Here is a 25,383-nt window from a genome sequence, read left to right as displayed (position 1 = left end):
AATCTTTTCTCAAACTTTTACCACAACTTTCCAGATGTTTTCTTCAGCTATCCCCAGATTTTTCCATAATAAAATAACTAATAATGGTTTCATCTCAAAGTTATCAACATTTGTTAATAAGTATGTGAAATAGCGGGTTTACAGAGATTTATATTGTGAGTTAAATATGAGTTGAGTAAAAGTTGAATGTTATCAATTTTTAGCATAAAACTTATCCCCGAAATTCACAACACTCAACAACAACTACATTATTCTTTTTTTAAAAGAGATAAAATTGTTGATTAATGGGTGATTGGGTTCGGGGAAACTTTTTGAAAACTTTTATTTTAATCAAACTGTTGAAAAAGTTTAAAACCTTACATTTGTGAAACAAAAATTCAATGAGATTTATGAAATTGTTCTTGCGAGATTTTTCCGAAAGCTAAAACGGATTTTGAGCACAACGGTTTCATAGGGCTTAGCAAAAAATAAATCTACTTATGAAAACAATCAATGATCTTAATTTTAAAGATAAGAAGGCTCTGGTAAGAGTGGACTTTAATGTTCCACAGGACGATCAACTGAAAGTGACTGACAACACAAGAATTGTTGCTGTGAAACCAACAGTGGAAAAGATCCTTAATGATGGTGGTTCTGTCATCTTAATTACACACCTTGGAAGACCTAAGGGAGAGGTTAAAGATGAATTTTCCCTTAAACATATTGTTGGCGAAGTTTCTGCTGTTTTAGGACAAGAAGTGAAATTTGTTGATGAGTGTATTGGAGAGAAGGCAGAGCAAGCAGCTGCAGATTTAAAACCAGGAGAGATCTTACTATTGGAAAATGTACGTTTTCATAACGAGGAGGAAAAAGGAGATGCTGCATTCGCAGAGAAGCTTTCAAAGTTAGGAGACGCTTATGTAAATGATGCATTTGGTACGGCTCACAGGGCTCATGCTTCCACAGCAGTAATCGCTCAATACTTTCCGTCAACTAAATATTTCGGTTTACTGATGGCTAGAGAGCTTCAGGCAATCGACAAAGTATTAAAAAGTGGTGAGAAACCAGTTACAGCTATTTTGGGTGGATCTAAAGTTTCAACTAAAATTACCATTATAGAGAATATCCTTCCTGCAGTAGATAATCTGATCATTGGTGGAGGTATGGCATTTACTTTTATTAAGGCTCTTGGAGGGAAAATCGGTAATTCTCTTGTAGAAGAAGATAAACTTCCTTTGGCCCTTGAGATTTTAGGAAAAGCTAAAGAGCACAAAGTAAAAGTATATCTTCCGTCTGATGCCATCATCGCTGAAAGCTTTAGTAATGATGTGGAGAGAAAAGAAGCTGATATCTATGCAATCCCTGAAGGATGGATGGGACTTGATGCGGGTCACAAATCGAGAGATCAGTTTAATGATGTATTGTTGAATTCAAGAACTATCCTTTGGAACGGTCCTATCGGAGTTTTTGAAATGTCAAACTTTGCTGGTGGCACAGTTGCTTTAGGAGAGAGTATTGCTGAAGCAACAAGACTTGGTGCTTTCTCTTTAGTTGGAGGAGGGGACAGTGTTGCTTTCGTGAAACAATTCGGATATGCTGATCAGGTAAGCTACGTTTCTACCGGTGGTGGAGCCATGCTTGAAAGTCTTGAAGGACTTGAATTGCCAGGGGTAGCTGCAATCAATAATTAATAGAAAATAAAAGATATTTCAAAGCCTGCTAATTATATTAGCAGGCTTTTTTTATTTCTTAAACTTAAAGAAAATCCTTTATTGATCGTAGTTTTAATGCTATTTTAGATATAACTTTTAGTTATATAGAGATGGGTTGAATTATCTTTCAGAGACTTATGTTTTTAATGAAATTTATGATCAGAATATTCTTAGAAAATTTACGAGTTTATGTGATTTTATTTATGGTTTTATTCTCATTTTACTTTGATAAATGACCATTATTTTTGCAAAACAATTGATATAAAAAGCGGTATTTTTTTCTGTGAATTATACTTTGTATTTCGAAAAATATAGAAGGAGTAGTTGATATGATCTTATGAAGATTAGTAGAGGATTTGAAGGAAGGTTTATGATTTTTTCTTCCCATTGAAAAGTGATTCTATTTATTTTTTTTAAATTATTCTGGAGAGATAGGTTTCACTTTATCTTTTTAGGAAATAGTATTCTAGATTGTTTTTGTATTTAAATTTCTACTAGAAAATGGAGATATAAATTTTTGAAAATTTTAAATTCAATCATTTATTTATTTCACATTATAGTGATAGCTTTGTATATTATTGATTATTAATCATTAAACTTATTTTTTAACTATTTTTCCTTATTATTTTCATGTGATATTCTTACTAAAACAATAGAAATCCATAGGTAACTATAATAAAAATGAATAAGTTAATTTTTTTTTGAATTTTTAAGATCCGTTTACATGATAAATTTAAGTAAGTTTTAATTTTTTATTCTTTAGACTTAAAAATTTGCCATGAAGTTTTAACATTGTTTAGGTGCTTCCAAGTTTTAAATTTTTGTTCAAGTATTGATTTTTGAAACTCTCTGTATTTTTATCTTTTCCTTTTTTCGTAAAAAAAATACAACCTTTCAATTTTTATCAATTTTATTTTTTGAAGTAGGGAAAAATTATTTTTATTAAAAATGGTAGAGTGGAGTAGGGGAGCTTTTTTTTTATCGTGGAATAATTACCTTAAGAAGAAATTAGATTTTCTTTTTTTGTCGTCAGAATTATATTTACCAAATCAGCTTTAATTTTTTCTTTTAATAAAAATGTCGAAAAATGAACTCCATAAATAGCTTAAAAATCAATTTTTTCTCTTTTTTAGAGTGTTTGTATCTTATTTTATTTTGAAGCTGAATTGAGGCTATTTCTGTAATAATTTATCTTGTTGAAACTAAATTTCTTCTTTTCTTGCTGTTTTTTATGCTTTTGTTGAAAACTGAATGGGAAGGTTTAGTAAAATCTTAAGTACATAAAATGCTGTGTAGGTGATGGACATTTTTCTCAACTTTAAAAAATAGAGTAGGGTACATATTTTTATTTTTTTTTATTTGATAAAATTGAGGAAGAATTATTATTAGGACATGATATTTAAAAAGAAAACTCAGGAGAAAAATCCTGAGTTTTTATTTTTTAAGCTAAAAACGCCGAAAATCGACCTTCATAAATAGGTTAAAAATCGATTTTCTATCTTTTTTCGATAATATATATCAAACTTGAAAATTCGTTCGAAAATAATGCCTTTACGTTGGAAATTGTTCCAAAGATCACTGCTTTTAACCAAAATAGAGGTGATTTTTTGTATTTTTCGCTCAACATAGAGATGTAATACGAATCAAGAACTAAAGGTTTGATCTTTCTCATTTTCCAGTCAGGATTTTTGGAAATCAAATTTTCCATACCATTTTTTGAAAAATGATAGATATGTCTTGGAACATCATAAGCGGCCCAATATTCTTTATAATGTTTCGCATCATAGGAAGTAGGGTTGGGAACTGCAATCACAAGAATTCCTTTTTCTTTTAATTTTTCATGAAAAACAGCAAGCATTTCATCCTGATTCTCGATGTGCTCAAATACATGCCATAGTGTAATAGCATCTAAGGTATTTTCCTCAATTTTGTTAATATCATCTAAAATAGAAGCCTTGGTTATTTTTCCCTGTGCTGCTTTTCTGGCATCAGAATCCGGTTCAAATCCATAGGTTTCAAAATCATTTTCAATATACTTTACAAATTCTCCTGCGCCGCATCCGTAGTCCAGAACTTTTGATCCTTTTTTTATTCTGTCTATCAGGATATTTTTTTTGTACTGAAGATTGAATGATTGAAGAAACTTATAAAGCTTTTCTTTCAAACTTCCGGAATCCTGGTGATGAGAAATATAATCTTCACTTTCATAATATCTGGAAATATTGGATGGAATAGGAGTAGTTTTAAAAACTCCTTTTGTTTCAGTTTCTTCAATCTCAAATATTTCCTGTGAAAGAAAATGATCTTTTATTTTCATTGAAATAAATATCTTTAGTATGATAAAAAAATTAAGATATTCAAAAGCTTTTATGCTTGAAAATACCTTAATTCTTGTTTTTATTTTTAATGTTTCACGTGAAACATTTTTATTAACGACCTAAATAAACTAATAAAACATTGATATCAGCCGGAGAAACTCCGCTTATTCTTCCAGCTTGTGCAATAGTCTTCGGACGTACATTAGACATCTTCTGCTTTGCTTCTGCAGAAAGGCTGGAAAGCTTCGTATAATCGAAATCTTCAGGAATTTTAATGTTTTCCAGACGATTTAACTTAGCAACGTTTTCTTTTTCTTTCTCAATATATCCTTTATACTTAATATTGATCTCTGCCTGTTCTCTTACTTCATCATTATATTGACTAGAAACTTCTTTGATAAAATCAATTTCATCCAGTTTTTCTAACGTCATATTAGGTCTGGTAAGGATTTGTGCTGCTCTGTACGCCTGATCAACAGGGCTGCTTTCGATAGATTCCAGGACAGGGTTAATAATACCTGGTTTTAAAGAAGTTTCTCGAAGGAATTCTTCAAGTGATTGACTTTCAGATACTTTAGTTTCGACGCGTCTTAATCTGTCTTCTTTTGCCAGTCCTAGCTGATATGCTTTTTCTGTTAATCTAATATCGGCATTATCCTGTCTTAAAAGGAGTCTGTATTCTGCACGGGAAGTAAACATTCTGTAAGGTTCTTCAGTTCCTTTTGTAATTAGGTCATCAATCAATACTCCAATATAAGCTTCATCTCTGTTTAGGATAAAATCTCCCTTTTCATGTACTTTATTATGTGCATTGATTCCGGCAATTAATCCTTGACCAGCTGCTTCTTCGTATCCGGTTGTTCCATTGATCTGTCCGGCGAAATATAAATTATCAATTAATTTAGTTTCGAGGGTATGCTTTAATTGGGTAGGAGGGAAGTAATCATATTCAATAGCGTAACCCGGACGGAAAACTTTTACATTTTCAAATCCTGGTATATGTTTCATCGCTTTGATCTGTACATCTTCCGGGAGAGAAGAACTGAATCCGTTGACATAGATTTCCACAGTTTTCCATCCTTCCGGTTCTACGAAAAGCTGGTGTCTGTTTCTTTCTGCGAAACGGTTAATTTTATCTTCAATGCTTGGACAGTATCTTGGGCCTAAACTTTGAATCGTTCCATTAAACATTGGACTTCTGTCAAAGCCTTCTCTTAAAATATCGTGTACCGTTTCATTAGTATATACGATATGACAGCTTAGTTGTTTGGTGAGTTTTGGTGTATCAAGATAGCTGAACTTTTGAGGATTTTCATCTCCTTTCTGTTCTTCCATTTTTGAATAATCCAAACTTCTTCCGTCTACTCTTGGTGGAGTACCGGTTTTCATTCTTCCTGCCTCGAAACCTAAAGTGACCAGTTGTTCTGTAATTCCAAAAGCTCTCGGTTCACCCATTCTTCCTCCTCCTAATTGTTTATCTCCAACGTGGATTAATCCGTTAAGAAAAGTTCCGTTCGTAAGAACTACAGATTTTGCTTTAATCTCAATTCCTAAAGAAGTAACCACTCCGGCTACTTTATTATTTTCAACAATCAGTTGTTTCACCATATCCTGAAAGAAATCAAGATTGGGAGTGTTCTCTAATGCTAAGCGCCATTCTTCGGCAAAAAGCATTCTATCATTTTGGGTTCTCGGAGACCACATCGCAGGACCTTTTGAAAGATTAAGCATCTTGAATTGGATTGCAGATTTGTCTGCCACAATTCCGGAATATCCTCCCATTGCATCAATTTCTCTTACGATCTGTCCTTTTGCGATTCCGCCCATTGCCGGGTTGCAACTCATCTGTCCGATGGTCTGCATATTCATTGTAATAAGCAGTGTTTTTGAACCCAGGTTAGCTGCTGCTGCTGCTGCCTCACAACCTGCGTGTCCTGCACCTACTACTATTACATCATATATTTCTGAAATCATTTTTATCTCGCTTATTTTAAGCTTTAAATCTTATCTTTATAACCAATGTTTCACGTGAAACATTTTTGGAGAATGCACTCTAGGTAAACTTATATTGTTGCTAGAATAGAGTACTTTAGATATGGGACTTTAAGTGATTCTTCAATTTTAAAACTTTAAATCCCTGTATTTATCCAGGTACAGATCTTCCATTCTCCGCATCTCTTTTTCTTCCTCTTCCGTCTTGTCTTTATAGCCTGCAAGATGTAAAATACCGTGGGCTAAAACCCTTCTTAATTCTTCTTCATAATCTCGGGAAAGGGTAGAGGCGTTATCAGAAATGCGCTGCAAAGATACGAAAATCTCAGCGCTTATTGTCTTACCTTTTACATAATCAAAAGTGATGATATCTGTATAATAATCATGCTGCAAATAATCCTGATTAATCTTAAGAAGATATTCGTCATCACAGAAAATGTAATTGATTTCTCCTAATTTTTTTCCTTCTGAAAGAATAAGATCTTCCAGCCATTTTTTGTAATCTGTACTTACCGATTCTGGTAAGTTTTCGTAAAAGAACTGTATCATTTTTTTAAAACCAGTGTCCTAATATAACACTGAATATACCTTTTTGGTTATTTTTTAGGGAGTGGCTGAAGTTTACTTTTATCTGTCCGAAAGGAGATTTGTAACCTGCCGTAATTCCCAGTGAGCTATAATTTACTTTAACTGCATCTTCAAACTTAATATCGTTTGATAAGTTGGCAAAGGTAAAGTTTCCGCTGATAAAATAGTTTTTATTAAACTTAAACTGAACATCATTTGATGCCAGTATTACATTGTTTGTATACAACTGGGCGAAATAGAATCCACCAAAACTTTTAAAATTAATGAGATTCTGCTCAAAAATTCCGCCTAATCTGTATTGGTAATAGCCTGGAAGGTTTTCACCGATAGTAACTCCTCCAAACAGATTGAGACGATAGCTGAATTGTTTGCTTAGCGGAATATTAAGCTTAAGGTCCGCTTTAATCTGAATGATTCTTTTATCAACTTCAGACTTTAAAAGATCTACAACCTTTCCTTCTGCTGCAAAATAAACCCCTTTTGTAGGGAATTCCTTATCATCCTGAGTATCGGTCTTAATAAAAACATAAGGGTTCAGAAAACGGCTGTATCGCCTGTTATCTCCATTGCTGTTTTCTGCTTTAAAATAATCGTGGCTAATACCGCCGCCAATGGCAAATTTATCCTTCCAGGTCGACTGTATATAAGCTTCATTTCTGATCCATTCCCAGCGGTCTACTACATAATTATCTACATTCTTTATATCAAAGCTCATTCCTGATGAATAGAGGCCAACTCCCGGAATATATCCGTTATCTACAAAATAATTAAGGTAATATCTGAGACGATCTCCTACAACGAGATCCACCGAAAGGTTTGAATTTTTGAATAAAAGCCTTTTTGCAGAATAATTCAAAAGAAGCCCCGTTTTAAAAACTTCGTCATAATGCAATCCGAATTTTAAAAAATGACGGGCATCATCTTCAGTGACGTAAAGCTTCAGGTAATTGGCGTCATTCTCCTGAACGATATCATAATTGATAAATTTGTAGTTGTTGGTAGCAACCAGTTTATCTATCATTTTATTAATGCTTCCATAGGTCTGTAAGGAGGGGAGGCGTAGTCCCATTTTTCCCAGCGTGTAGTTTTTACCATAAATTTTGCTTCCTTCAATAGAAATACTGTCTATTTTATAAACATTCGAATATATAGGGTTCACCTGTTGTCTGAGACGGTCAAATGATCTCTTTGGCAGTTGGTCTAATACCTGGGAATATTTCATACCTTCCACATATCCGCTGTCCAGAATTTTCTTTTTATCATCGTAGCTTGTAGCGGACATCCCTTTCAGATTGGGTTTAATATTGATATCTGTATATCTGTATTGTCTTCGGGTATCTCTTTTGATACCGAAATCTATGACCTGGTTTAGAATGGCTATAATATTGTTTAAATCTTCTCTTTTAGAAAGATCCTGATTAAGATCCACACCTATGACGATGTCAATTCCTTTGTCCTTTAAAGGCTTTGAGGGGTAGTTTACCGTCATCGCTCCGTCAATATAAATGCTGTCCCCAATTTTTACCGGATCCATTAAAGAAGGGAACGCAGAACTCGCCATAATAGACTGTACGAGATCTCCCTTTTCAAAAATCTGCATATTGCCGCTTTCAAGATTGGTAGCGACACAAAGGAAAGGAATAGGCATTTTGGAAAAGTCCTCAATATTGGAAACGTTTTTAAAAAGTTCTTTCAGAAGATAAACATTTCTTTGTCCGGTACTGATAGAGGAAGGAAGTGTGATTTTACCGTTTTTGAGCGGAATGGATAAAAGATATTTGTCTACAGATTTATTGAAAAAGCTGGCTTCCTGCCGGGACTTTGGATCCATAATAAGAGAATAGAAATCTGTATCCATGACTATTTTTTCTATTTCTTTTCCGGAGTATCCGGCGGCATACAATCCGCCTACGATAGCTCCCATGCTTGTTCCGGAAATATAGTCTACTTTCACTCCCAAAGAATCCAGTACTTTAAGAACTCCGACATGTGAAAAACCCTTGGCACCACCACCGGCCAGAGACAGCCCTATTTTTGGATTCTTCGGAATTACCAGATTTTTTTTTACCTGAGAATGGATCAATAACAGTGGGAATATGAAAAGCAGAATCAGGAGTTTTCTCATAGTTAATCTTTTATATAAATCCGTTTCACCCGCGGGGAAATGGAGGTTAATACTTCATAGGTTATCGTTTTGCAGTATCCTGCGAATTCTTTTAAGCTTGGTTTGGCGTTGAAAACAGTTACGGTATCACCTTCTTTTACGTTGGGAATATGGTCTACATTAATCATCATCATATCCATGCAGATATTTCCGACGATAGGTGCAAGAGTTTTATTTACACCTACATTTCCTACCTGATTTCCGATCAATCTTGGAATTCCGTCTGCATATCCCACAGGAATCGTTGCAATTCTTGTAGGATGATCTGCTTTATATCTTCTGCTGTAGCCTACAGATTCACCATTTTCAACGGTTGATATCTGTGAAATTACGGTTTTAAAGCTTACCACAGATCGTAATTGTTTCTGAATTTCAGGATCTGCAGATTCTCCCAGCATACCAATACCGATTCTCACCATGTCATGCTGATGATTTTTATAGCTGGTAATTCCTGCCGAATTCAGAATATGACGGATAGGAGTGTAGCCTAGTTTTTCAATAAGGTAATCGGAATTTTTTTCGAATATCTCCAGTTGTTTCAAAGTGAATGCTTTTTCTTCAGGCATATCAGAAGATGATAAATGACTGAACATACTCTGAACCTTTACATTTTTGTGGCTTAAAGTTTCGCTTAACTGATCCAGCTCAAAATCTTTAAAACCAAGACGGTGCATTCCCGTTTCCAGCTTGATATGGATCGGGTATTTTTTATCATATCCGGATTTCTGAACGGCTTCATAAAATAATTCCAAAACTCTGAAACTGTAAATTTCCGGCTCCAGGTTATATTCTATAATCGTCTGATAACTGTGCTGCTCGGGATTCATCACAATAATAGGAGTGGTGATCCCTTTTTTACGAAGTTCTACCCCTTCATCTGCATAGGCTACCCCAAGATAATCTATATGATGATGCTGAAGAAATTCTGATACTTCAAAGCTTCCCAGCCCGTAAGCGTTGGCTTTCACCATTGCCATCATTTTAGTTCCCGGTTTCAGCAATGATTTATGATAGTTGATATTGTGAAGAATTGCATTAAGGTTTACTTCCAATACCGTATCATGCTTTCTGAGTTCAAGAATATCTTTCAGTTTTTCGATCTCAAATTTTCTGGCTCCTTTGAGCAGAATAATCTGATTTTCTATTTCAGTAAGATGTTTACTTTCAATGAGCTCTTTAGTATCAATAAAAGTATATGTTTTAGTTTTAAATAATTCACTAAAGTTTGATATTTCATCGCCAATTAAGAAGACTGAGTCAAAATTTTGCTCATTCACCAGTTCAGAAACTTCTTCATATAATTCTTTGGCGTTGGAGTTTACTCCTACAATATCTGTTAAGACCAGTGATTTTTTAGATTTGTTGTATTCATTCAAAAACTGCAGGGCAGTCTTCAAAGAGTCGAGGTCCAGATTAAAAGAATCGTTGATGACAATATTGCCCTTAACTCCTTCAATTGCTTCAAGCCTCATTTCAACGGCTTTTAAAAGGTTGATTTTTTCAACGATCTTTTTATTTTCGATATTCAGTTCCTTGAGTACCGAGATAAGCGCCATAGCATTGGTTAATGTCGCTTCGTCTCTCTGATGAACCGGAAAACTGATTTCTTCACCTAAATATTCAACGATGATGTTTTCATCTTTGGAAATATTGTTTTTGATGAAAACCTGATTCTCTTTTTTAAAACCGTAAGAAATTAATTTTTTATCAGAATAGGATTTTTTAATTTTTTGATCAACCAAAAAATTATCTCCATTATAAATGATCACTTCAGAATTTTTGAAAAGAATAATTTTTTCATTAATCAATTCTTCCTCGGAAGAAAAGTTGGCCGCGTGAGCAGTTCCGATATGCGTGAGCAGTCCGATCTGAGGGTGGAAAATATTTTCAAGTTTTTCCATTTCATGCGGTTTTGAAATTCCTACCTCAAAAATCCCAAGCTGATGGGAACTGTTGATCTGAAGAAGAGACAAAGGAAGACCAACCTGGGAATTAAAACTTTTAGGGCTTTTTACCGTAGGAAACTCGTTCCATAAGCACTGATATAACCATTCTTTTAAAATAGTCTTACCATTACTTCCTGTAATTCCGATCGATTGTAAATGAGAATTTTCGAAATGATACTTTGCTAATTTTTGAAGAAACTCTACGGAATTTTCAACAATAATCCAGGTTATATTTTCAAACTCCGGATAGTGATGTTCAGAAATAATGACATTGATACCCCTGTCCATTGCAGATTCAATAAATTTTTCACCGGAATTTTTGTGAGTATTGATCGCAATGAAAGCCGTATTCTTGATAGAATAAATAATCCTGCTATCGTATGCTATATTTTTGATCAATAAACTTCCGTCACCAATGACCTGTGAACTGGTGATCTCTGCAATGTGTTGTACTGTATAATTCATTGGTACCCTTTCTGCTTTTTTTTTAGCGAACCGGCAAAAAGGTAAAATAGTAAAAGGGCTGAGATTTATGACATCATCCTGTTTTTCCTTTTTAAATATTTTACAGTGTAGCTTTTTCGCTTTTCATTTTATATTATTGAATATATTTTACGGTTTATAGCAAACAGTTTTACAATTTAGTGATTTCGTCGTCTGCTTTATCCGATTATTTTCTTTTTGAAAGTACTTCGTCAATAAAAACACGGCGGCTTACTGCTTCATAACTTTCTGTTTCTCCCAGTTCCACCAGATTATCTCCCTGTGAAGTTCTCATCGAGTAGTTGGCAAGATTACCGGTTCTCTTACAAATAGCATGCACTTTTGTAACATACTCTGCAGTCGCCATCAAATTGGGCATTGGCCCGAACGGACGGCCTAAAAAGTCCATATCCAACCCTGCAATAACTACTCTGATACCACTATTGGCAAGCTGGTTGGCAACATCAACAATGCTTTCATCAAAAAACTGAGCTTCATCAATGGCTACTACATCACAATTCGAAGCCAGCAGAAGAATTTCATTAGGGTTTTCTACTGCTGTACTGCGGATTTTATTCTGATTATGGGAAACTACATCTTCTTCAGAATACCGTACATCCATTTTTGGTTTAAAAATTTCCACATTCTGTCCTGCCATTTCCGCTCTTCGCAATCTGCGGATAAGTTCCTCGGTTTTACCGGAAAACATAGAGCCACAAATCACTTCCATCCAACCACTTTGTTTGGAATGATTAATTGTATTTTCTAAAAACATTTGTTAAATTAGCCGTATATTTTTAACATCAAAAGTAAGCAATTTTAATAAGAATCTTATTATGCAGAATATCCAAGATTTAAAGGAAAAGATTTTTTTTGAATCCATGAATATCATTGATAATCTGGACAAAATAAGCAATATAGACGAATTACTTTCCAAGCAAGATCTTGTAGATGAGCTTGCTAACAGGATTTCTTTTTTGAAACTGCTGGAAAAAAATATTGAATACTTCGTAACAGACAATCCGATGCAGAATCCAGACCATCAGTATGTCTCTTTTGTTTCAGGAGAAACAGATCATCATGATACCGGAAACGAAGTGACGGAGGAGGAAGCAATTTTCAATAATGAACTGAACGAAATTGATGAAAATGAAGTTTTTTCAGACGAACCTGATGAAGAAGCTGTTTTCAACAATCAGCTGAATGAAATTGTTGAAAATGAATTCCATGAAAATATTGTAAGCTTTGTAGAAGAAAACAAGGAAGAAAAATTACCGGAAAATATTCAGGAAGAGACTCCAGAATATGAACCCCTTGAAGAAGAGGCTGTTTTTAATAATCAGCTGAATGAAATTGATGAAAATGAAATTTCAGAGGAACAGAGAGCAGTTTTGAGCTTTGTAGATGAAGATAAAATTCTTGCAGATTCTACACCGGATTCGGATGAAGATCTTAACGAAGATCTGTTTTATAATGAAGTCACAGAGGAAGAAGCTGTTTTCACTAATCAGCTCAATGAAATAGAAGAACAGGAAGATGAAATTATTGTGACGAAGTCTGAAAAAGAAACGGATTCTGTTGTAGTAAATGATGTAAAATCTTCTGTAACGGAAACAATTCCGAGCATTTTTGATACAGAAACGCTGGATGATGAAATACTGATTGAAGAAAACGAAGAACAATTTGTGGTTTCAAATGTTTCCATAGAACAGGGAGAAATGGCTACAGAAACTTCCAATGTTGAAAATATTCTGAGTGAGATTAAAAATGACCATTCAGAAGAACCTGCAAAAGAAGAAAGTATTCTGGCTGAAGTATATGACCGAAGAAATATTGTCGAAATCGATAAGCCTGTTACTGAAAAAACAGATAAACATCGTTCCGATGAAAGCTTCGAAAATTTAGAAGAATACCATCGGGAGAAAAAAATAAAATTAGCCAATATCAAAGGAATGAAGGCTGTTCAGTCACTTTTTGATGACGACCATCTGGAGCTTCACAAAGAAGAGAAAACTTCTCCGGTTGTAACAGAAGACCAAGGAAGTATTCTGAAATCCAATATTCCGACCAATTTCATGGAAGCAGACAAGCTGAAACCTGAATTTAAACTGGATCTGAATGACAGACTTGCCTTTACAAAGATGCTTTTTGAGGGAAGCCAGGCAGATCTGAACGATACTGTTTATCAGCTGAATCAATTCAGAACACTGGAAGAAGCCAAAGAATACCTTAGTGATCTGTACTATGACAGAAAATGGAATAAGGTGGATGAATATGCACAGAGACTTTGGATATTGGTGGAAAATAAATTCTTATAATTTTGAGCGGAATCCTATATTTTGTTCCCACACCTGTTGGGAACCTGGAAGATATGACATTCAGGGCGGTAAATGTTCTGAAAGAAGTAGATTATATTTTATGTGAAGACACCAGAACTTCAGGAATACTTTTAAAACATTTTGAGATCTCCAAGCCTTTAAAGTCCTATCATTTACACAATGAGCATCAGGCAACGGAGAAAGTGATTACAGATCTTAAAAATGGTGAGAATATCGCTATTATTACCGATGCGGGAACACCTGGTATTTCAGATCCCGGATATTTGCTGGCCAAAGCAGGAGCAGATAATAATATTGACATGATTTGCCTTCCCGGAGCTACGGCGCTCATTCCGGCACTTGTGGTTTCGGGGCTTCCTAATAATGAATTTCTATTCGCAGGATTTCTGCCGCAGAAAAAAGGAAGACAAACCAAACTGAAGCAGCTTGCAGAAGAAAAAAAGACCATCGTTTTGTACGAGAGCCCTCATAAGATTAATACCACTCTGGAACAGATCAAAGAATTCTTCGGAGAAAAAACCAAGGTAAGCTTAAGCCGTGAGATTTCTAAGAAATTTGAAGAAACTAAAAGAGGGACAATCAATGAATTAATTGAGTTCTCCAAGAGTAAAACTTTAAAAGGAGAGATCGTTCTTATTGTCAATAATTCTATTTAATTTTCTTTGAAAAAATTAGTTTTTGTATTGTTTTCTGTAGTCTGTACAGCACAGACTAACCAATATATGAAGGTGATCCTGTCGAAAAAAACAGGGAAGGAGATCAGTTCTTATTCGGAAGGATATGGAACATTCTATGATACTGGTTACAAGAAACAGGGAATTGTAGATTCTTTAGGAACGGTTACATTTGAATCCCCTTACAAAGGAGGTATTCTGCATGTTTTTAAAAACCGGTTTATTCTATATTCTGAGGAAGGAAATGGCAGAAAATCAGCTGTTATTGACGAAAAAGGAACAGAACTTATTCCTCTCAACGATCAGGAATTTAATACCCCATGGTGGAGTGAAGATTGTATCATCTCATCAAAACAGAATGCTGAAGCTGTCTATGACTTTAATGGAAAGGAAATTATTCCTTATGCTGAAAAGATTCGTTTTTCAGGGAAGAACAGACTCTTGGTTTTAAAAGATAAAAAATGGTTTCTCTACGACCTTAAAGGAAAACAACTCAGCAATCGCGAATTTAAAGAAGACTATAGCTTGTATGAGGGTAGAGCATTGATCATCAATGAAGACAATGAAAAAGAAATCATTGGAAATAACGGAGAGACTCTGCATAAATTTTCAAAACAAGTGGTAAATATCAATGCCTATCCTTATCTGGTTACCCAAAATAAGGCTACAGGAAAATATGGTTTGATTGATGCTGATGGAAAAACAATTGCTGAAGAAATCTATAATGATATCACCCCGGAATACTTTGGTAAAAAAGAGTATATCTACCTTACAAAAAACGGAAAGACAACAGTTTTCAGCAAAAAAGACAAGAAGCTGTATGTGCAGACTTTTAAATATCTAAATCCTTTATTGAATAATTATTTTGGTGTCTACAATGATAAGGTAAAGAAATCAGGAATTATAGATCTGGAAGGAAATGTTATTCTTCCACTGGAATATGATTTCATCAGAAGTTTTACCATTTCTGGGAAAGACTTTATTTACCTTAAAAAAGGAAATGAAGAGAAGTTTCTCGATAAAGATCTTAAAAATATTGTGGGTGACGGGGTCCGGATTTTAGGTTTTTATCCTGATAATCTTATTGTTGGAAAAGATAATCGTTACTACAGGTTTTCAGTGAAAGATCAGTCATTATCTGAGTTGAAAAATATCAGCCAGATAAAAAATGAAGATGTTGACTATTTTAATCCTCTCAATCAATATTCAAAACCTTTGGTCTGCAGAAACACAGACAACTTTTATGGAGTCCTGGATGGGAAGGGAACAGAAATTGTACCTTTTGTATACGAAGATATTATAACATTCGGAAATGCTGAAAACGAAATTGTCGTTAAAAAAGAAGGAAAATTTGGAGTTTCCAATTTTCAGAATGAGCCTTTGAAAGACATTATTTATGATAAATACTTTTGGCAGAAAGAGGTATTAAGACTGGATAAGAGTAAAAAAACAGACTTTATTTATTTCACCAGATTCAGAAATAATTTTGGTCAACTTTAATGAAAATCCTGATAATCATCAAAAAAATAGTAGTATTTTGACAATTTAAATGGGTTGAATAACATTTTATAATATCTTTGCAAACCGTTTAATTCCGGAAAGGAATTGTAGAAACATGAAGAGGCAGCTGTCACAAGCTGAACGAGTTATAAAAAGAAAATAATTGTCAATAGATATGAAAATATTAGAAGGAAAGGTAGCACTAATTACCGGAGCTACAAGAGGAATCGGTAAAGGTATCGCTGAAATGTTTGCTCAGCAAGGGGCAAAAGTAGCATTTACCTACGCCGGCTCTGTAGACAAAGCAAAAGAATTAGAAGCAGCTTTAAGTTCTGTAACCCAAATCAAGGGATATCAGTCTGACGCATCAGATTATGATGCAGCTCAGAAATTGGTGGAGGAAGTAATGGCAGAGTTCGGGCAGATTGATATTTTGGTAAACAATGCAGGGATTACAAAAGATAACCTGTTATTGAGAATGTCCAAAGAAGATTGGGATAAAGTAATCAAAGTAAATTTAGATTCAGTTTTCAACCTTACAAAAGCGGTAATCAAGCCGATGATGAAGGCAAGATCAGGATCTATCATCAATATGACTTCTGTAGTAGGTGTGAAGGGTAATGCCGGACAAGCCAACTATGCAGCTTCTAAAGCCGGGGTGATCGGATTTACAAAATCTGTAGCACTGGAGTTAGGATCAAGAAATATTAGATGTAATGCAATTGCACCTGGATTTATCGAAACGGAAATGACTGCTGTTCTGGATGAAAAAACAGTTCAGGGATGGAGAGAAGAAATTCCAATGAAGAGAGGAGGACAGCCTGCAGATATCGCCAATGCATGTGTATTCTTAGGCAGCGAAATGTCGGCATACATTACCGGACAGACATTAAACGTTGACGGCGGAATGTTAACATAAAAAATGAAAAGACCACAGAATATAGTATTATTCTTGTCCGTTTTACTAATCATCGGTCTGGCATACATTAGTCTCTTTAATGTATACCAGACCGATGATTATTTTTGTTCCTATGCCACCAGAAAACTTGGGCTGTTACAATGTTTTACGGATACCTATACAACATGGGGCGGAAGGTATTTTGGATATTCTATAAATATGTTTAATCCTGTCTTTTATGACAGTAAAAATATTGTTCCGAAAATCTATCCTGTTTTTTTAATGCTCTCCTTTATTGGAGTTTCCGCAGTAAACTTGAAAGAATATTTCAATTATTCTTTCAAAGAGTCTATTAAGAAAGGCTTCCTTTTGTTTTTCTTTTATACCATGCTTCTGGTAAGTCTGCCTGAGCATTACTTCTGGATTACAGGTTCCAATATCTATTTCGTTCCTGTCATTTTAGCGGGTATTTTACTCTATTTTATTAAAAAAAATAAAGATTCAGGAGAGAATATCTGGTTTTCTCTTTCTCTACTACTTATTATATTGCTGATGGGTTCCAATGAAATTCTAGCATTGATTGTATGGGGAATTCTGTTGGTGACTTATTATCAGAAACGCAATAAGAAAAATCTGACGTTGATATTGACTGCAAGCGTCTTTTTATTGGTAAGTTTTCTTGCACCTGGGAACTTCAACAGAATGGGGGAAAGCGAACAAGGAATTATAAAATGGGTAAAAAGAATAGGCCTTTTTGGAGCTAATACACTCTATGTTGCTGCCAAAGTTCTATTATTACTCCCATTATTTATGATGGTTTTTGAAGAAGAACTCAAAAAGATAATGAGTCAGATAACCTTTAAAAAAGCTGTTTTATTCTGGGTGGTTTCATTGGTTCCTTTACTATTTACAGGGTATATTCTAACCTCCATTGCAAGGCAATTTGAAAGTATTATCTTCTATTTTCTAATCACTTTATCTCTGATCGTCTTTTTTAAATTTGAAAAAATTAAAAAGTTCTGGTGGGTTTCTCTTTTCATTGTTTTTCTACCTGAGCCCAAAGTTTTCCCGGAGAAATATTCTTATTTTAACATGGATTTTAATGGTGGAAATATAGTTATGGAGCTTCTGACTACAGATCTTAAGGAATATGAAAGAGAGATGAATGAAAGAGTTGATATAATTAAAAACTCGTCTCAGGATTCTGTTGTGGTAGATAAAATAAAAGAAGTTCCCATAATTTTATATATGGATGAAATGGCTTCTGTAAAAGAGGAAAAAACCTATGTAAATGATCAGCTTGAAAAATATTTCAATAAAAAATACATCAGAACAAAAGAATAAATAAAGGCTTTAGATAATCAATCTAAAGCCTTTTGTTGTATTTTTAGTCCTTAAAAACCTGGTTTTCCTGTTCCTGAACCCTGATAAAAGTAGTTCTTTTGGAAAGTTCTTTAAGCTTTGAGGCACCTACGTAAGTACAAGTAGATCGTACACCTCCCAAAATATCCTTTACCGTTTCTGAAACAGGCCCCTTATAAGCCACTTTTACTGTTTTTCCTTCAGAAGCACGATATTCTGCCACACCTCCGGAATGCTTATCCATGGCTGTTTTAGAACTCATTCCATAAAAAAGGCGGTATTTTTTACCGTTTTCTTCAATCATTTCGCCACCACTTTCATCATGCCCGGCAAACATTCCGCCCAGCATTACGAAATCTGCACCGCCGCCGAAAGCTTTTGCTACATCACCGGGAACTTTGCATCCGCCGTCAGCAATGATATGCCCTCCCAAACCGTGAGCAGCATCTGCACACTCAATAATCGCAGAAAGTTGAGGATATCCCACTCCTGTTTTTACTCTGGTCGTACACACAGATCCAGGTCCAATACCTACTTTTATGATATCTGCACCTACCAGAAGAAGTTCTTCTACCATTTCTCCGGTAACCACATTTCCTGCTATAATAATTTTATCCGGGAAATTGGCTCTTGCTTTCTTCACAAATTCAACGAAATGCTCAGAATAACCATTGGCTACATCTATACAGAGAAACTCAATTTTTGGGTGCTTATCGAGGATCTGTTTTATTTTCTCTTCATCAGCTTTTCCGGTTCCGGTACTCAGTGCAATATACTGATGAATACTTTCAGGCTGGCTGTTGAGAAACTTGCTCCATTCCTCAGGAGTATAATGCTTATGAACCGCGGTAATAATTTTCTCCTTGGCCAGTTCCACTGCCATTTCAAAAGTTCCTACCGTATCCATATTGGCTGCAATTACAGGGACTCCTGTCCATCTTTTCCTGGTATGTTTAAAGGTAAATTCTCTCAGTAAATCAACTTCCGAACGGGATTTCAAAGTAGAACGCTTAGGGCGGAACATTACATCCTTGAACCCCAGTTTTATGTCATATTCTATACGCATTTTGTAATTATTTGTCAGAATAAAGGTAGTGAATAATATGAAATAGTGTATTTTTGAAACAATGGATTTTCCTGTAACATTTCATATTTTCGGCAAAACAATCCTTGCGCATCCGCTTTTTGAGGCTGCCGGAATGTTTTTGGGCATGAGATATTATTTTTATCTGAAACGTAAGTCTAAGGAAAAACTTTCCTTCAATACTTCTGCGGCAGTTTTAATTGGTGCTACTGCCGGAGCTTTGATAGGTTCCAAGCTGATCGGTAATCTTGAAAATCCTTATGCATTATTTGAAAATTTTTCCTTCAGAAAGGTCTGGTCAAACAATACTATTGTAGGAGGACTGGCTTTTGGTTTATTGGGAGTAGAGCTGGCAAAAAAGATTGTACATCATAAAGAAAGTACGGGAGATCTTATTGTTTTTCCCCTGATATTGGCCATGATTATAGGCAGAATAGGATGTTTTCTTACAGGGGTTTATGAAGAAACGTATGGTATTCCTACTGATTCTGTTTTTGGAATGTATTTGGGGGACCAATATCTCAGACATCCTGTTGCCTTGTATGAAATAGCCTTTTTACTTCTTCTGTGGATGGGATTAAAGTATATTCAGAATCGTAAAAAATACCCTTCCGGTTTTATTTTTCAGCTGTTTATGCTCAGCTATTTTACATTCAGATTCCTTTTGGATTTTATAAAACCAAGAATAGAAATCATTGGAAATATAGGTACAATTCAAATGGTGTGTATCTGTGTAATTATTTACTACATTTATAAAATCAAAAATACCGGATCTTTATATTTAAAATATTCAAGATGAAAACATTAACTATTTTAGAAGGCAATCTCAATCTGGCTGGGGTAGTGATAATGATTATTGGTGCAATTATTTTGGCTGCACTGGTTTTTTCCCTCATCGTCGCTTTTATTACAAAACTTATTTATGAAAGGAAAGGAGACCAAAAATTCACCAGAAAACAATTTATTCAGACCATGCTGATCTCTCTTCTGATCTGTGGATTAATCAGCGGTTATATTTGCGGAGGACTTTAAAAAAATTGCTATGCCAGTAAGAAATTATACCTATTACGATTATACAATCAGCCTTTGCCCGGAATGTCTTAAAAGGGTAGGAGCCAAAATCATTATTGAGGACGAAACTGTTTTTATGACCAAAAGATGTCCGGATCATGGATTTTTTAAAACAAAAATAGCTTCTGACGTACAGTATTATAAAAATATAAGAAACTATAATAAAGCCTCTGAAATGCCCTTTCATTTCGGAACCGATGTGGAATATGGATGTCCTTATGATTGTGGATTATGTGTAGACCATGAACAGCACAGCTGTCTTTCTATCGTAGAAGTTACAGACCGTTGTAATCTGACCTGTCCAACCTGCTATGCAATGTCCTCACCCCACTATGGAAGTCACAGAAGCCTGGAAGAAATTGAGGCTATGTTTGATGTTATTGTAAAAAATGAAGGGGAACCAGACGTGGTGCAGATCAGTGGAGGAGAACCTACAATCCATCCGGAATTTTTCAAAATTATGGATATTGCCAAATCAAAACCGATCAAACATCTGATGCTGAACACCAACGGAATCAGAATAGCCAATGATCCGGGATTTGCTGAACGATTGGCGACCTATGCTCCCGAGTTTGAAATTTACCTTCAGTTTGATTCATTTAAACCTGAAGTCCTGGAAGATTTCAGAGGGAAGGATCTTACCGCGGTCAGAATGAAAGCATTGGAAAAACTCAATGAGCTTAACCTTTCTACGACACTGGTTATTGTTCTTCAAAAAGATAAAAATATTGATGAAATTGGAAAAATTATAGAATTTGCCCTAAAACAGAAGTGCGTAAGAGGAATTACCTTTCAGCCGGTTGAAATTGCCGGAAGAAACCGGGAAGATTCTGCTCATGAAAAAATTACCTTAACTGAAGTAAGACAGGAAATTATCAATCAGTTTCCGTTATTAAATTCTGATGATATTATTCCCGTTCCATGTAATCCGGATGCTCTTGCTATGGGATATATCTTGAAACTGCAGGGCGAAACAATTCCTTTAACCCGGTATATCAATCCTGCAGATCTTCTGAATAATGAATCAAGGAATACCATTGTTTATGAACAGGATAAAGGATTGCATATGCAGCTGCTGGATATTTTCAGCACCGGAATTTCCGTAGATAAAGTTCAGCCTAAAGTCAATCAGTTACTGTGCTGCTTGCCGGATGTTTGTGCTCCGGATCTCGATTATGATAACCTTTTCAGAATAATTATCATGAACTTTATGGATGCTCATGATTTTGATGTAAGAGCGGTGAAGAAGTCGTGCGTACATATTGTCAATAAAGACCTGAAGCTAATACCTTTTGAAACCATGAACCTCTTTTACAGAGATGAAAAAAAGGCTTATCTGGAAGAACTCAGGAAAGAAGATAAAGTTTTATTTTAGCCATATAAAAAGCAAAGCGTGAAATGAAATTTCACGCTTTTATTATTTTCTTGTTATTTTACTTCTTTTACATCTTCAAAAGTCATCACTTCTTCCAATGTTTTCATGTATTCATAAGCTGTAAGGTCAAACTTTACCGGAACAATAGAAATATATCCATTGGCCAATGCTGTTTCATCAGCATCTTCAGAATCATCCATATTGTTGAAATAACCTGTCAGCCAGTAATATTTTTTACCATGAGGATTTACTCTCTCATCAAAGCTTTCTTCCCATTTGGCATTGGCCTGTTTACAGACTTTTACTCCTTTAATCTCTTCCGCCGGAAGTTTAGGAATATTTACGTTCAGTACAACTCCTTTTGGCATTGGGTTTTCCAATGTTCTTCTTACAATATTCTGAATAAATTCTTTAGCCTGAGTGAAATCTGCTTCCCAGCTGAAATCCAGTAATGAGAATCCAATGGCAGGAATTCCTTCTACACCTGCTTCTACTGCAGCCGACATGGTCCCTGAATAGATTACATTGATAGAAGAATTTGCCCCGTGATTGATTCCTGAAACCACAATATCGGGTCTTCTGGTCAGGATTTTATCAAGAGCCATTTTTACACAGTCAACAGGAGTTCCGCTACAGGAAAAATCTGTCTGCGGGCCATCCAGAGTAACTTCTTCGTAGCTTAGGGTAGAATTAATGGTAATAGCGTGGCCTTTTCCACTTTGAGGAGAATTGGGGGCAACAACCACTACTTCTCCGATTTCATTCATAAAATTTACAAGATTTCTGATACCAGGAGCTGTAATTCCGTCGTCATTAGTCACCAGAATAAGTGGTCTTTCCATAAATTATCTTTAATTTTTTATTTAAACAGAGTGAGTTTGTTCATTTTCAGAATTGAACAAATAGATTTTCAACACATCAAATGTAGGTAAAAATCAGACGCCATAAAATACCAGATTGGGATTGGCTGTTGTGAAATAGAAATAAAATCCTTCTGCTTTTGCTTCAGAGAGTGAAGATCAATGCACCGATAAAGAAAAATGCCAGAAGCAGAATATCTGACTAAAATGAAGGAATTTTAATATGAATTTTAGTTCATCAAACTCAGAATTTTACAGGTGCCTCCCATGAAAATCTCTTGTTATCCTGTGAAGAACACCTGTAAAGCCTGATAATTTTAATGTTAAGTGGTCGTACAAAATAATAAACTAGTCGAGAGGTTTTCTACCGGAAATGATATTATAAAGAATAACAATAATAGCAATAACCAGTAAAACGTGAATTAAATAACCTGTGCTCATTCCGGGAACGACTCCTAGCATTCCCAATAGCCAAACAACGATGCAGATGACTGCTACTAACCATAATAAACTTTTCATGACTTAATATTTTGAATTTGTATGGTTAATTCTCTGCATATTTTATGCCTTTATGGCTAAAAATTGATTTTTGTGGTATGTGTTTTCTGTTTTTAGATTAAAAATTAAAAATTTAGGTGTGTTTGAAAAAAAGGATTGATCTGTATCACTTTATAACGAAACTGTCTGATAATAGGAAATGGCTCATACTGTCCTGATTATTTGTAAATCTCTTTAAATAAAAATGATCAAAACTGTCGATATTTGTAAATAAGGTATTAAATTTGATCATTTGTAACAGTACCAAACTTACTGCTACTAATTACTATACTTATTTTAAAAAAATTAATAAATAAAGACAGTTTATGTGGAAAAATTTCAAACTGAATAAATTTTTACTCCTTATTCCATTAACCAGTCTAATGTTTTGTTTCAACTCGCCACAGAATGACGATGAAAAGATGCAGACAATAATGGTGAGCGTAAAAAACACACTTTCTTATCTGCATTATAGCCCGAAATCTATCAATGATGCCTATTCGAAGGACGTTTATAAGCATTATTTCGAATTGGTAGATCCAGCGAAAAGATATTTTCTGCAATCTGATATGGATGAATTCAGCAAGCATGAAACAAAGCTTGATGACTATATCGGACAAGGTGATCTTACATTCTATAAGCTTACCATTGACAGACTTTACCAGAGAGTGGATGAGATTGATAAAATCACACAGGATATCTTCAGCAAGCCCATAAATCTTCAGGAAGATGAAACGCTTACTCTTGAGCCCAAACTAAAAAAAGTACCTGCCAACAAACAGGAACAGTATAATGAGTGGAAAAAATTCATCAAATACAACATCCTCCAGGAAGTTGAGTCGATGAACAGCAAAGAAGAAGCTCAGAAAGAAAAGAAAGACTCTGTTCAGAAATACAAACTGAAAGATACGATCAAATTTAAGCCACTTACTCAGGACGAGAAGATCAAAAAAGCGACTGATGAGGTAAAAGACCTTGTAAAAGATACTTTCACGAGATTCAAAAAGAGAAAGAAAATGGATTGGTTTACCGTGTATATGAATGCGTATACTGAAGTATTTGATCCGCACACCAACTATTATTCTCCAAAAGATAAAGAAGATTTTGATACCCAGTTCACCGGAAAAGTAATTGGTATCGGAGCCCTGATCCAGGAGAAAAAAGGAAACCTTTACTTAGGAGCGCTTACCATTGGTGCACCGGCATGGAAATCCAAGCAGCTTTCAGAAGGAGATAAAATCCTGAAAGTAAGATCAAAGCCGAAAGAAGATGCTGTAAATGTAGTAGGAATGCTTTCTGATGAAGCGGTAAGACTGATCAGAGGTGAAAAAGGAACTCCGGTAACCTTAACTGTTCAGAAAAAAGATGGTTCCATTAAAGATGTAACCATGATCCGTGAAGAAGTTGCTATCGAAGATACATTTGCAAGAAGTATTGTAGTGAATGCTCCAAATGGTAAGAAATACGGTTTCATCAACCTGCCAAGCTTTAATGCTGATTTTGAAAACGCCAAAGGAAGAAATGCTTCTGATGATATCAAAAATGAAATCATTAAGCTTAAAGAACAGAACATTCAGGGAATCATTCTTGACCTTAGAAATAATGGTGGAGGTTCTTTAACTGAAGTAGGCGATATTATGGGACTTTTCATGGAAGCTGGTCCTTATGTTCAGGTAAAAGACGGAAACGGAAAAATACAGACACTTAAGAACAAAAATGAAACTCCAATCTGGACAGGTCCGTTGGTTATCATGCAAAACGAACTTTCGGCTTCAGCTTCAGAAATTCTTGCAGGAGTAATGCAGGATTATGGTAGAGCGATGATTATCGGATCTCCACAATCTTTCGGAAAAGGAACTGTTCAGACTTTTGTGGATTTGAACAGATTCCTGAATACAGAAGATGATTTCGGATCTTTAAAACTGACGATCCAGAAATTCTACAGAATTACCGGAGAATCTACCCAGAGAAAAGGAATTGTTTCTGATATCCAGATGAAAGACTTCTTTACGTATGCTGAAGTAGGAGAGCGATATGATGATTATGCATTGGCGTGGGATAAAATTCCACCTACAAAATTCCAGAAACTGAACTATTTCAATATCCAGGCTCTGGAGAAGGCAAGTGCAGACAGAATGGCTAAAAACAGCAATTACCAGTTGCTATTAGAATCTGCTCAGTGGAGAGAAAAACTGGATAAGGAAGAAAATATCACTTTGAATATTACAAAATTCAATGAGCTGATGAAGAACAGAAAATCTCAGATTGAAAAGTTCAAAGCTTTGACGAAATTTGAGAACGGTCTTCAGTTCATCATGTATCCAAGTGAAATTGAAAGAGAGAAAAAAGACGAAGCTTTCAAGAAAAAATCTGAAATGTGGATCAAGAATCTGAAAAAAGATCTTTACCTGCAGGAAGCAATGAATATTGTATCAGATATGGGAGCTAAATCCTAAACATAAAAAAACCGCTAATTAAAAGATTAGCGGTTTTTTTATTGA

19 protein-coding genes are annotated in these 25,383 nt (G+C 35.0%); 10 read left to right on the top strand and 9 right to left on the bottom strand.

The annotated features are described in order from the left end of the window. Positions 1 to 479: 479 nt before the first annotated feature. A complete protein-coding gene (gene pgk / locus KBP46_RS15100) occupies positions 480 to 1,670 on the top strand; it encodes a phosphoglycerate kinase (protein WP_120232315.1) in 1,191 nt (396 codons plus the stop codon). 1,516 nt (positions 1,671 to 3,186) lie between these two features. Here pgk and KBP46_RS15095 read toward each other — a convergent pair. The 6 genes from KBP46_RS15095 to KBP46_RS15070 all read right to left on the bottom strand — a co-directional run bounded on the left by KBP46_RS15095 (position 3,187) and on the right by KBP46_RS15070 (position 11,957). After that, on the bottom strand, positions 3,187 to 4,008 hold the full coding sequence (locus KBP46_RS15095; RefSeq protein WP_216443598.1) for a bifunctional 2-polyprenyl-6-hydroxyphenol methylase/3-demethylubiquinol 3-O-methyltransferase UbiG: 822 nt from the start codon (positions 4,006 to 4,008) through the stop codon (positions 3,187 to 3,189). A gap of 112 nt (positions 4,009 to 4,120) precedes the next feature. Continuing rightward, positions 4,121 to 5,983 carry a tRNA uridine-5-carboxymethylaminomethyl(34) synthesis enzyme MnmG gene (gene mnmG / locus KBP46_RS15090; protein ID WP_216443597.1) on the bottom strand — a complete coding sequence of 621 codons (1,863 nt, stop codon included), beginning with the start codon at positions 5,981 to 5,983 and terminating at the stop codon, positions 4,121 to 4,123. A gap of 147 nt (positions 5,984 to 6,130) precedes the next feature. After that, on the bottom strand, positions 6,131 to 6,550 hold the full coding sequence (gene ybeY, locus KBP46_RS15085) for an rRNA maturation RNase YbeY (protein WP_034694045.1): 420 nt from the start codon (positions 6,548 to 6,550) through the stop codon (positions 6,131 to 6,133). Between the two features lie 4 nt (positions 6,551 to 6,554). Next, complete coding sequence (locus KBP46_RS15080; RefSeq protein WP_120232319.1) at positions 6,555 to 8,714, bottom strand: patatin-like phospholipase family protein; 2,160 nt, start codon at positions 8,712 to 8,714, stop codon at positions 6,555 to 6,557. A 2-nt stretch (positions 8,715 to 8,716) separates the two neighbouring features. After that, positions 8,717 to 11,164, bottom strand: coding sequence for a bifunctional UDP-N-acetylmuramoyl-tripeptide:D-alanyl-D-alanine ligase/alanine racemase (locus tag KBP46_RS15075; RefSeq protein WP_216443596.1), 2,448 nt, complete (start codon positions 11,162 to 11,164; stop codon positions 8,717 to 8,719). 205 nt (positions 11,165 to 11,369) lie between these two features. Further along, positions 11,370 to 11,957, bottom strand: coding sequence for a thymidine kinase (locus KBP46_RS15070; RefSeq protein WP_062672824.1), 588 nt, complete (start codon positions 11,955 to 11,957; stop codon positions 11,370 to 11,372). A gap of 61 nt (positions 11,958 to 12,018) precedes the next feature. Here KBP46_RS15070 and KBP46_RS15065 point away from each other — a divergent pair, with 61 nt between their 5' ends. From KBP46_RS15065 to KBP46_RS15045, 5 genes are all read left to right on the top strand, one after another. Continuing rightward, entirely contained in the window at positions 12,019 to 13,500 is a 1,482-nt protein-coding gene (locus KBP46_RS15065) for a hypothetical protein (RefSeq protein ID WP_216443595.1), read from the top strand. Between the two features lie 2 nt (positions 13,501 to 13,502). Further along, the gene (gene rsmI / locus KBP46_RS15060) at positions 13,503 to 14,177 is read left to right on the top strand and encodes a 16S rRNA (cytidine(1402)-2'-O)-methyltransferase (protein WP_216443594.1); all 675 of its coding nucleotides are present in this window, start codon (positions 13,503 to 13,505) and stop codon (positions 14,175 to 14,177) included. Between the two features lie 6 nt (positions 14,178 to 14,183). Next, positions 14,184 to 15,695, top strand: coding sequence for a WG repeat-containing protein (locus KBP46_RS15055; protein WP_216443593.1), 1,512 nt, complete (start codon positions 14,184 to 14,186; stop codon positions 15,693 to 15,695). A gap of 175 nt (positions 15,696 to 15,870) precedes the next feature. After that, the gene (fabG, locus tag KBP46_RS15050; RefSeq protein ID WP_041461954.1) at positions 15,871 to 16,614 is read left to right on the top strand and encodes a 3-oxoacyl-[acyl-carrier-protein] reductase; all 744 of its coding nucleotides are present in this window, start codon (positions 15,871 to 15,873) and stop codon (positions 16,612 to 16,614) included. A gap of 3 nt (positions 16,615 to 16,617) precedes the next feature. After that, positions 16,618 to 17,937: a hypothetical protein gene (locus tag KBP46_RS15045; protein WP_216443592.1), complete on the top strand. Its 1,320-nt coding sequence runs from the start codon at positions 16,618 to 16,620 to the stop codon at positions 17,935 to 17,937. A 43-nt stretch (positions 17,938 to 17,980) separates the two neighbouring features. On the opposite strand, the gene KBP46_RS15040 is transcribed toward KBP46_RS15045, so the two are convergent. After that, positions 17,981 to 19,021, bottom strand: a complete 1,041-nt coding sequence (locus KBP46_RS15040; RefSeq protein WP_062672835.1) for a GMP reductase — start codon at positions 19,019 to 19,021, stop codon at positions 17,981 to 17,983. A 61-nt stretch (positions 19,022 to 19,082) separates the two neighbouring features. Here KBP46_RS15040 and KBP46_RS15035 point away from each other — a divergent pair, with 61 nt between their 5' ends. The 3 genes from KBP46_RS15035 to KBP46_RS15025 are packed head-to-tail and all read left to right on the top strand — an operon-like array spanning position 19,083 to position 21,485. Then, positions 19,083 to 19,838, top strand: coding sequence for a prolipoprotein diacylglyceryl transferase (locus tag KBP46_RS15035; protein ID WP_062672837.1), 756 nt, complete (start codon positions 19,083 to 19,085; stop codon positions 19,836 to 19,838). Beyond that, positions 19,835 to 20,071: a hypothetical protein gene (locus KBP46_RS15030; RefSeq protein WP_062672838.1), complete on the top strand. Its 237-nt coding sequence runs from the start codon at positions 19,835 to 19,837 to the stop codon at positions 20,069 to 20,071. Before KBP46_RS15035 ends, KBP46_RS15030 begins: the two co-directional genes overlap by 4 nt. A gap of 10 nt (positions 20,072 to 20,081) precedes the next feature. After that, positions 20,082 to 21,485 (top strand): radical SAM protein, encoded by a 1,404-nt coding sequence (locus KBP46_RS15025; RefSeq protein WP_120232327.1) that lies wholly within the window; start codon positions 20,082 to 20,084, stop codon positions 21,483 to 21,485. 53 nt (positions 21,486 to 21,538) lie between these two features. On the opposite strand, the gene surE is transcribed toward KBP46_RS15025, so the two are convergent. Then, positions 21,539 to 22,327, bottom strand: coding sequence for a 5'/3'-nucleotidase SurE (surE, locus tag KBP46_RS15020; RefSeq protein ID WP_062672842.1), 789 nt, complete (start codon positions 22,325 to 22,327; stop codon positions 21,539 to 21,541). A 366-nt stretch (positions 22,328 to 22,693) separates the two neighbouring features. Further along, positions 22,694 to 22,864 (bottom strand): lmo0937 family membrane protein, encoded by a 171-nt coding sequence (locus KBP46_RS15015; RefSeq protein WP_110008970.1) that lies wholly within the window; start codon positions 22,862 to 22,864, stop codon positions 22,694 to 22,696. Positions 22,865 to 23,208: 344 nt separating this feature from the next. On the opposite strand from KBP46_RS15015, the gene KBP46_RS15010 reads away from it, so the two are divergent. Next, the gene (locus KBP46_RS15010) at positions 23,209 to 25,338 is read left to right on the top strand and encodes a carboxy terminal-processing peptidase (protein ID WP_120232329.1); all 2,130 of its coding nucleotides are present in this window, start codon (positions 23,209 to 23,211) and stop codon (positions 25,336 to 25,338) included. Positions 25,339 to 25,383: the final 45 nt, after the last annotated feature.

Source organism: Chryseobacterium sp. PCH239, from assembly GCF_018924625.1.
GTDB lineage: Bacteria > Bacteroidota > Bacteroidia > Flavobacteriales > Weeksellaceae > Chryseobacterium > Chryseobacterium cucumeris.
Note: the sequence above shows the minus strand (reverse complement) of the source record. Positions and strands in the feature narration are given on the sequence as shown.

Bases quoted from the DNA above. Each gene is read 5' to 3' on its own strand.
- KBP46_RS15025 (WP_120232327.1), top strand. From the start codon at position 20,082: ATGCCAGTAAGAAATTATACCTATTACGATTATACAATCAGCCTTTGC.
- ybeY (WP_034694045.1), bottom strand. From the start codon at position 6,550: ATGATACAGTTCTTTTACGAAAACTTACCAGAATCGGTAAGTACAGAT.
- KBP46_RS15070 (WP_062672824.1), bottom strand. From the start codon at position 11,957: ATGTTTTTAGAAAATACAATTAATCATTCCAAACAAAGTGGTTGGATG.
- KBP46_RS15080 (WP_120232319.1), bottom strand. From the start codon at position 8,714: ATGAGAAAACTCCTGATTCTGCTTTTCATATTCCCACTGTTATTGATC.
- KBP46_RS15040 (WP_062672835.1), bottom strand. From the start codon at position 19,021: ATGCGTATAGAATATGACATAAAACTGGGGTTCAAGGATGTAATGTTC.
- mnmG (WP_216443597.1), bottom strand. From the start codon at position 5,983: ATGATTTCAGAAATATATGATGTAATAGTAGTAGGTGCAGGACACGCA.
- surE (WP_062672842.1), bottom strand. From the start codon at position 22,327: ATGGAAAGACCACTTATTCTGGTGACTAATGACGACGGAATTACAGCT.
- KBP46_RS15045 (WP_216443592.1), top strand. From the start codon at position 16,618: ATGAAAAGACCACAGAATATAGTATTATTCTTGTCCGTTTTACTAATC.
- KBP46_RS15010 (WP_120232329.1), top strand. From the start codon at position 23,209: ATGTGGAAAAATTTCAAACTGAATAAATTTTTACTCCTTATTCCATTA.
- KBP46_RS15015 (WP_110008970.1), bottom strand. From the start codon at position 22,864: ATGAAAAGTTTATTATGGTTAGTAGCAGTCATCTGCATCGTTGTTTGG.
- fabG (WP_041461954.1), top strand. From the start codon at position 15,871: ATGAAAATATTAGAAGGAAAGGTAGCACTAATTACCGGAGCTACAAGA.
- KBP46_RS15030 (WP_062672838.1), top strand. From the start codon at position 19,835: ATGAAAACATTAACTATTTTAGAAGGCAATCTCAATCTGGCTGGGGTA.
- KBP46_RS15035 (WP_062672837.1), top strand. From the start codon at position 19,083: ATGGATTTTCCTGTAACATTTCATATTTTCGGCAAAACAATCCTTGCG.
- KBP46_RS15075 (WP_216443596.1), bottom strand. From the start codon at position 11,164: ATGAATTATACAGTACAACACATTGCAGAGATCACCAGTTCACAGGTC.
- KBP46_RS15065 (WP_216443595.1), top strand. From the start codon at position 12,019: ATGCAGAATATCCAAGATTTAAAGGAAAAGATTTTTTTTGAATCCATG.
- KBP46_RS15095 (WP_216443598.1), bottom strand. From the start codon at position 4,008: ATGAAAATAAAAGATCATTTTCTTTCACAGGAAATATTTGAGATTGAA.
- pgk (WP_120232315.1), top strand. From the start codon at position 480: ATGAAAACAATCAATGATCTTAATTTTAAAGATAAGAAGGCTCTGGTA.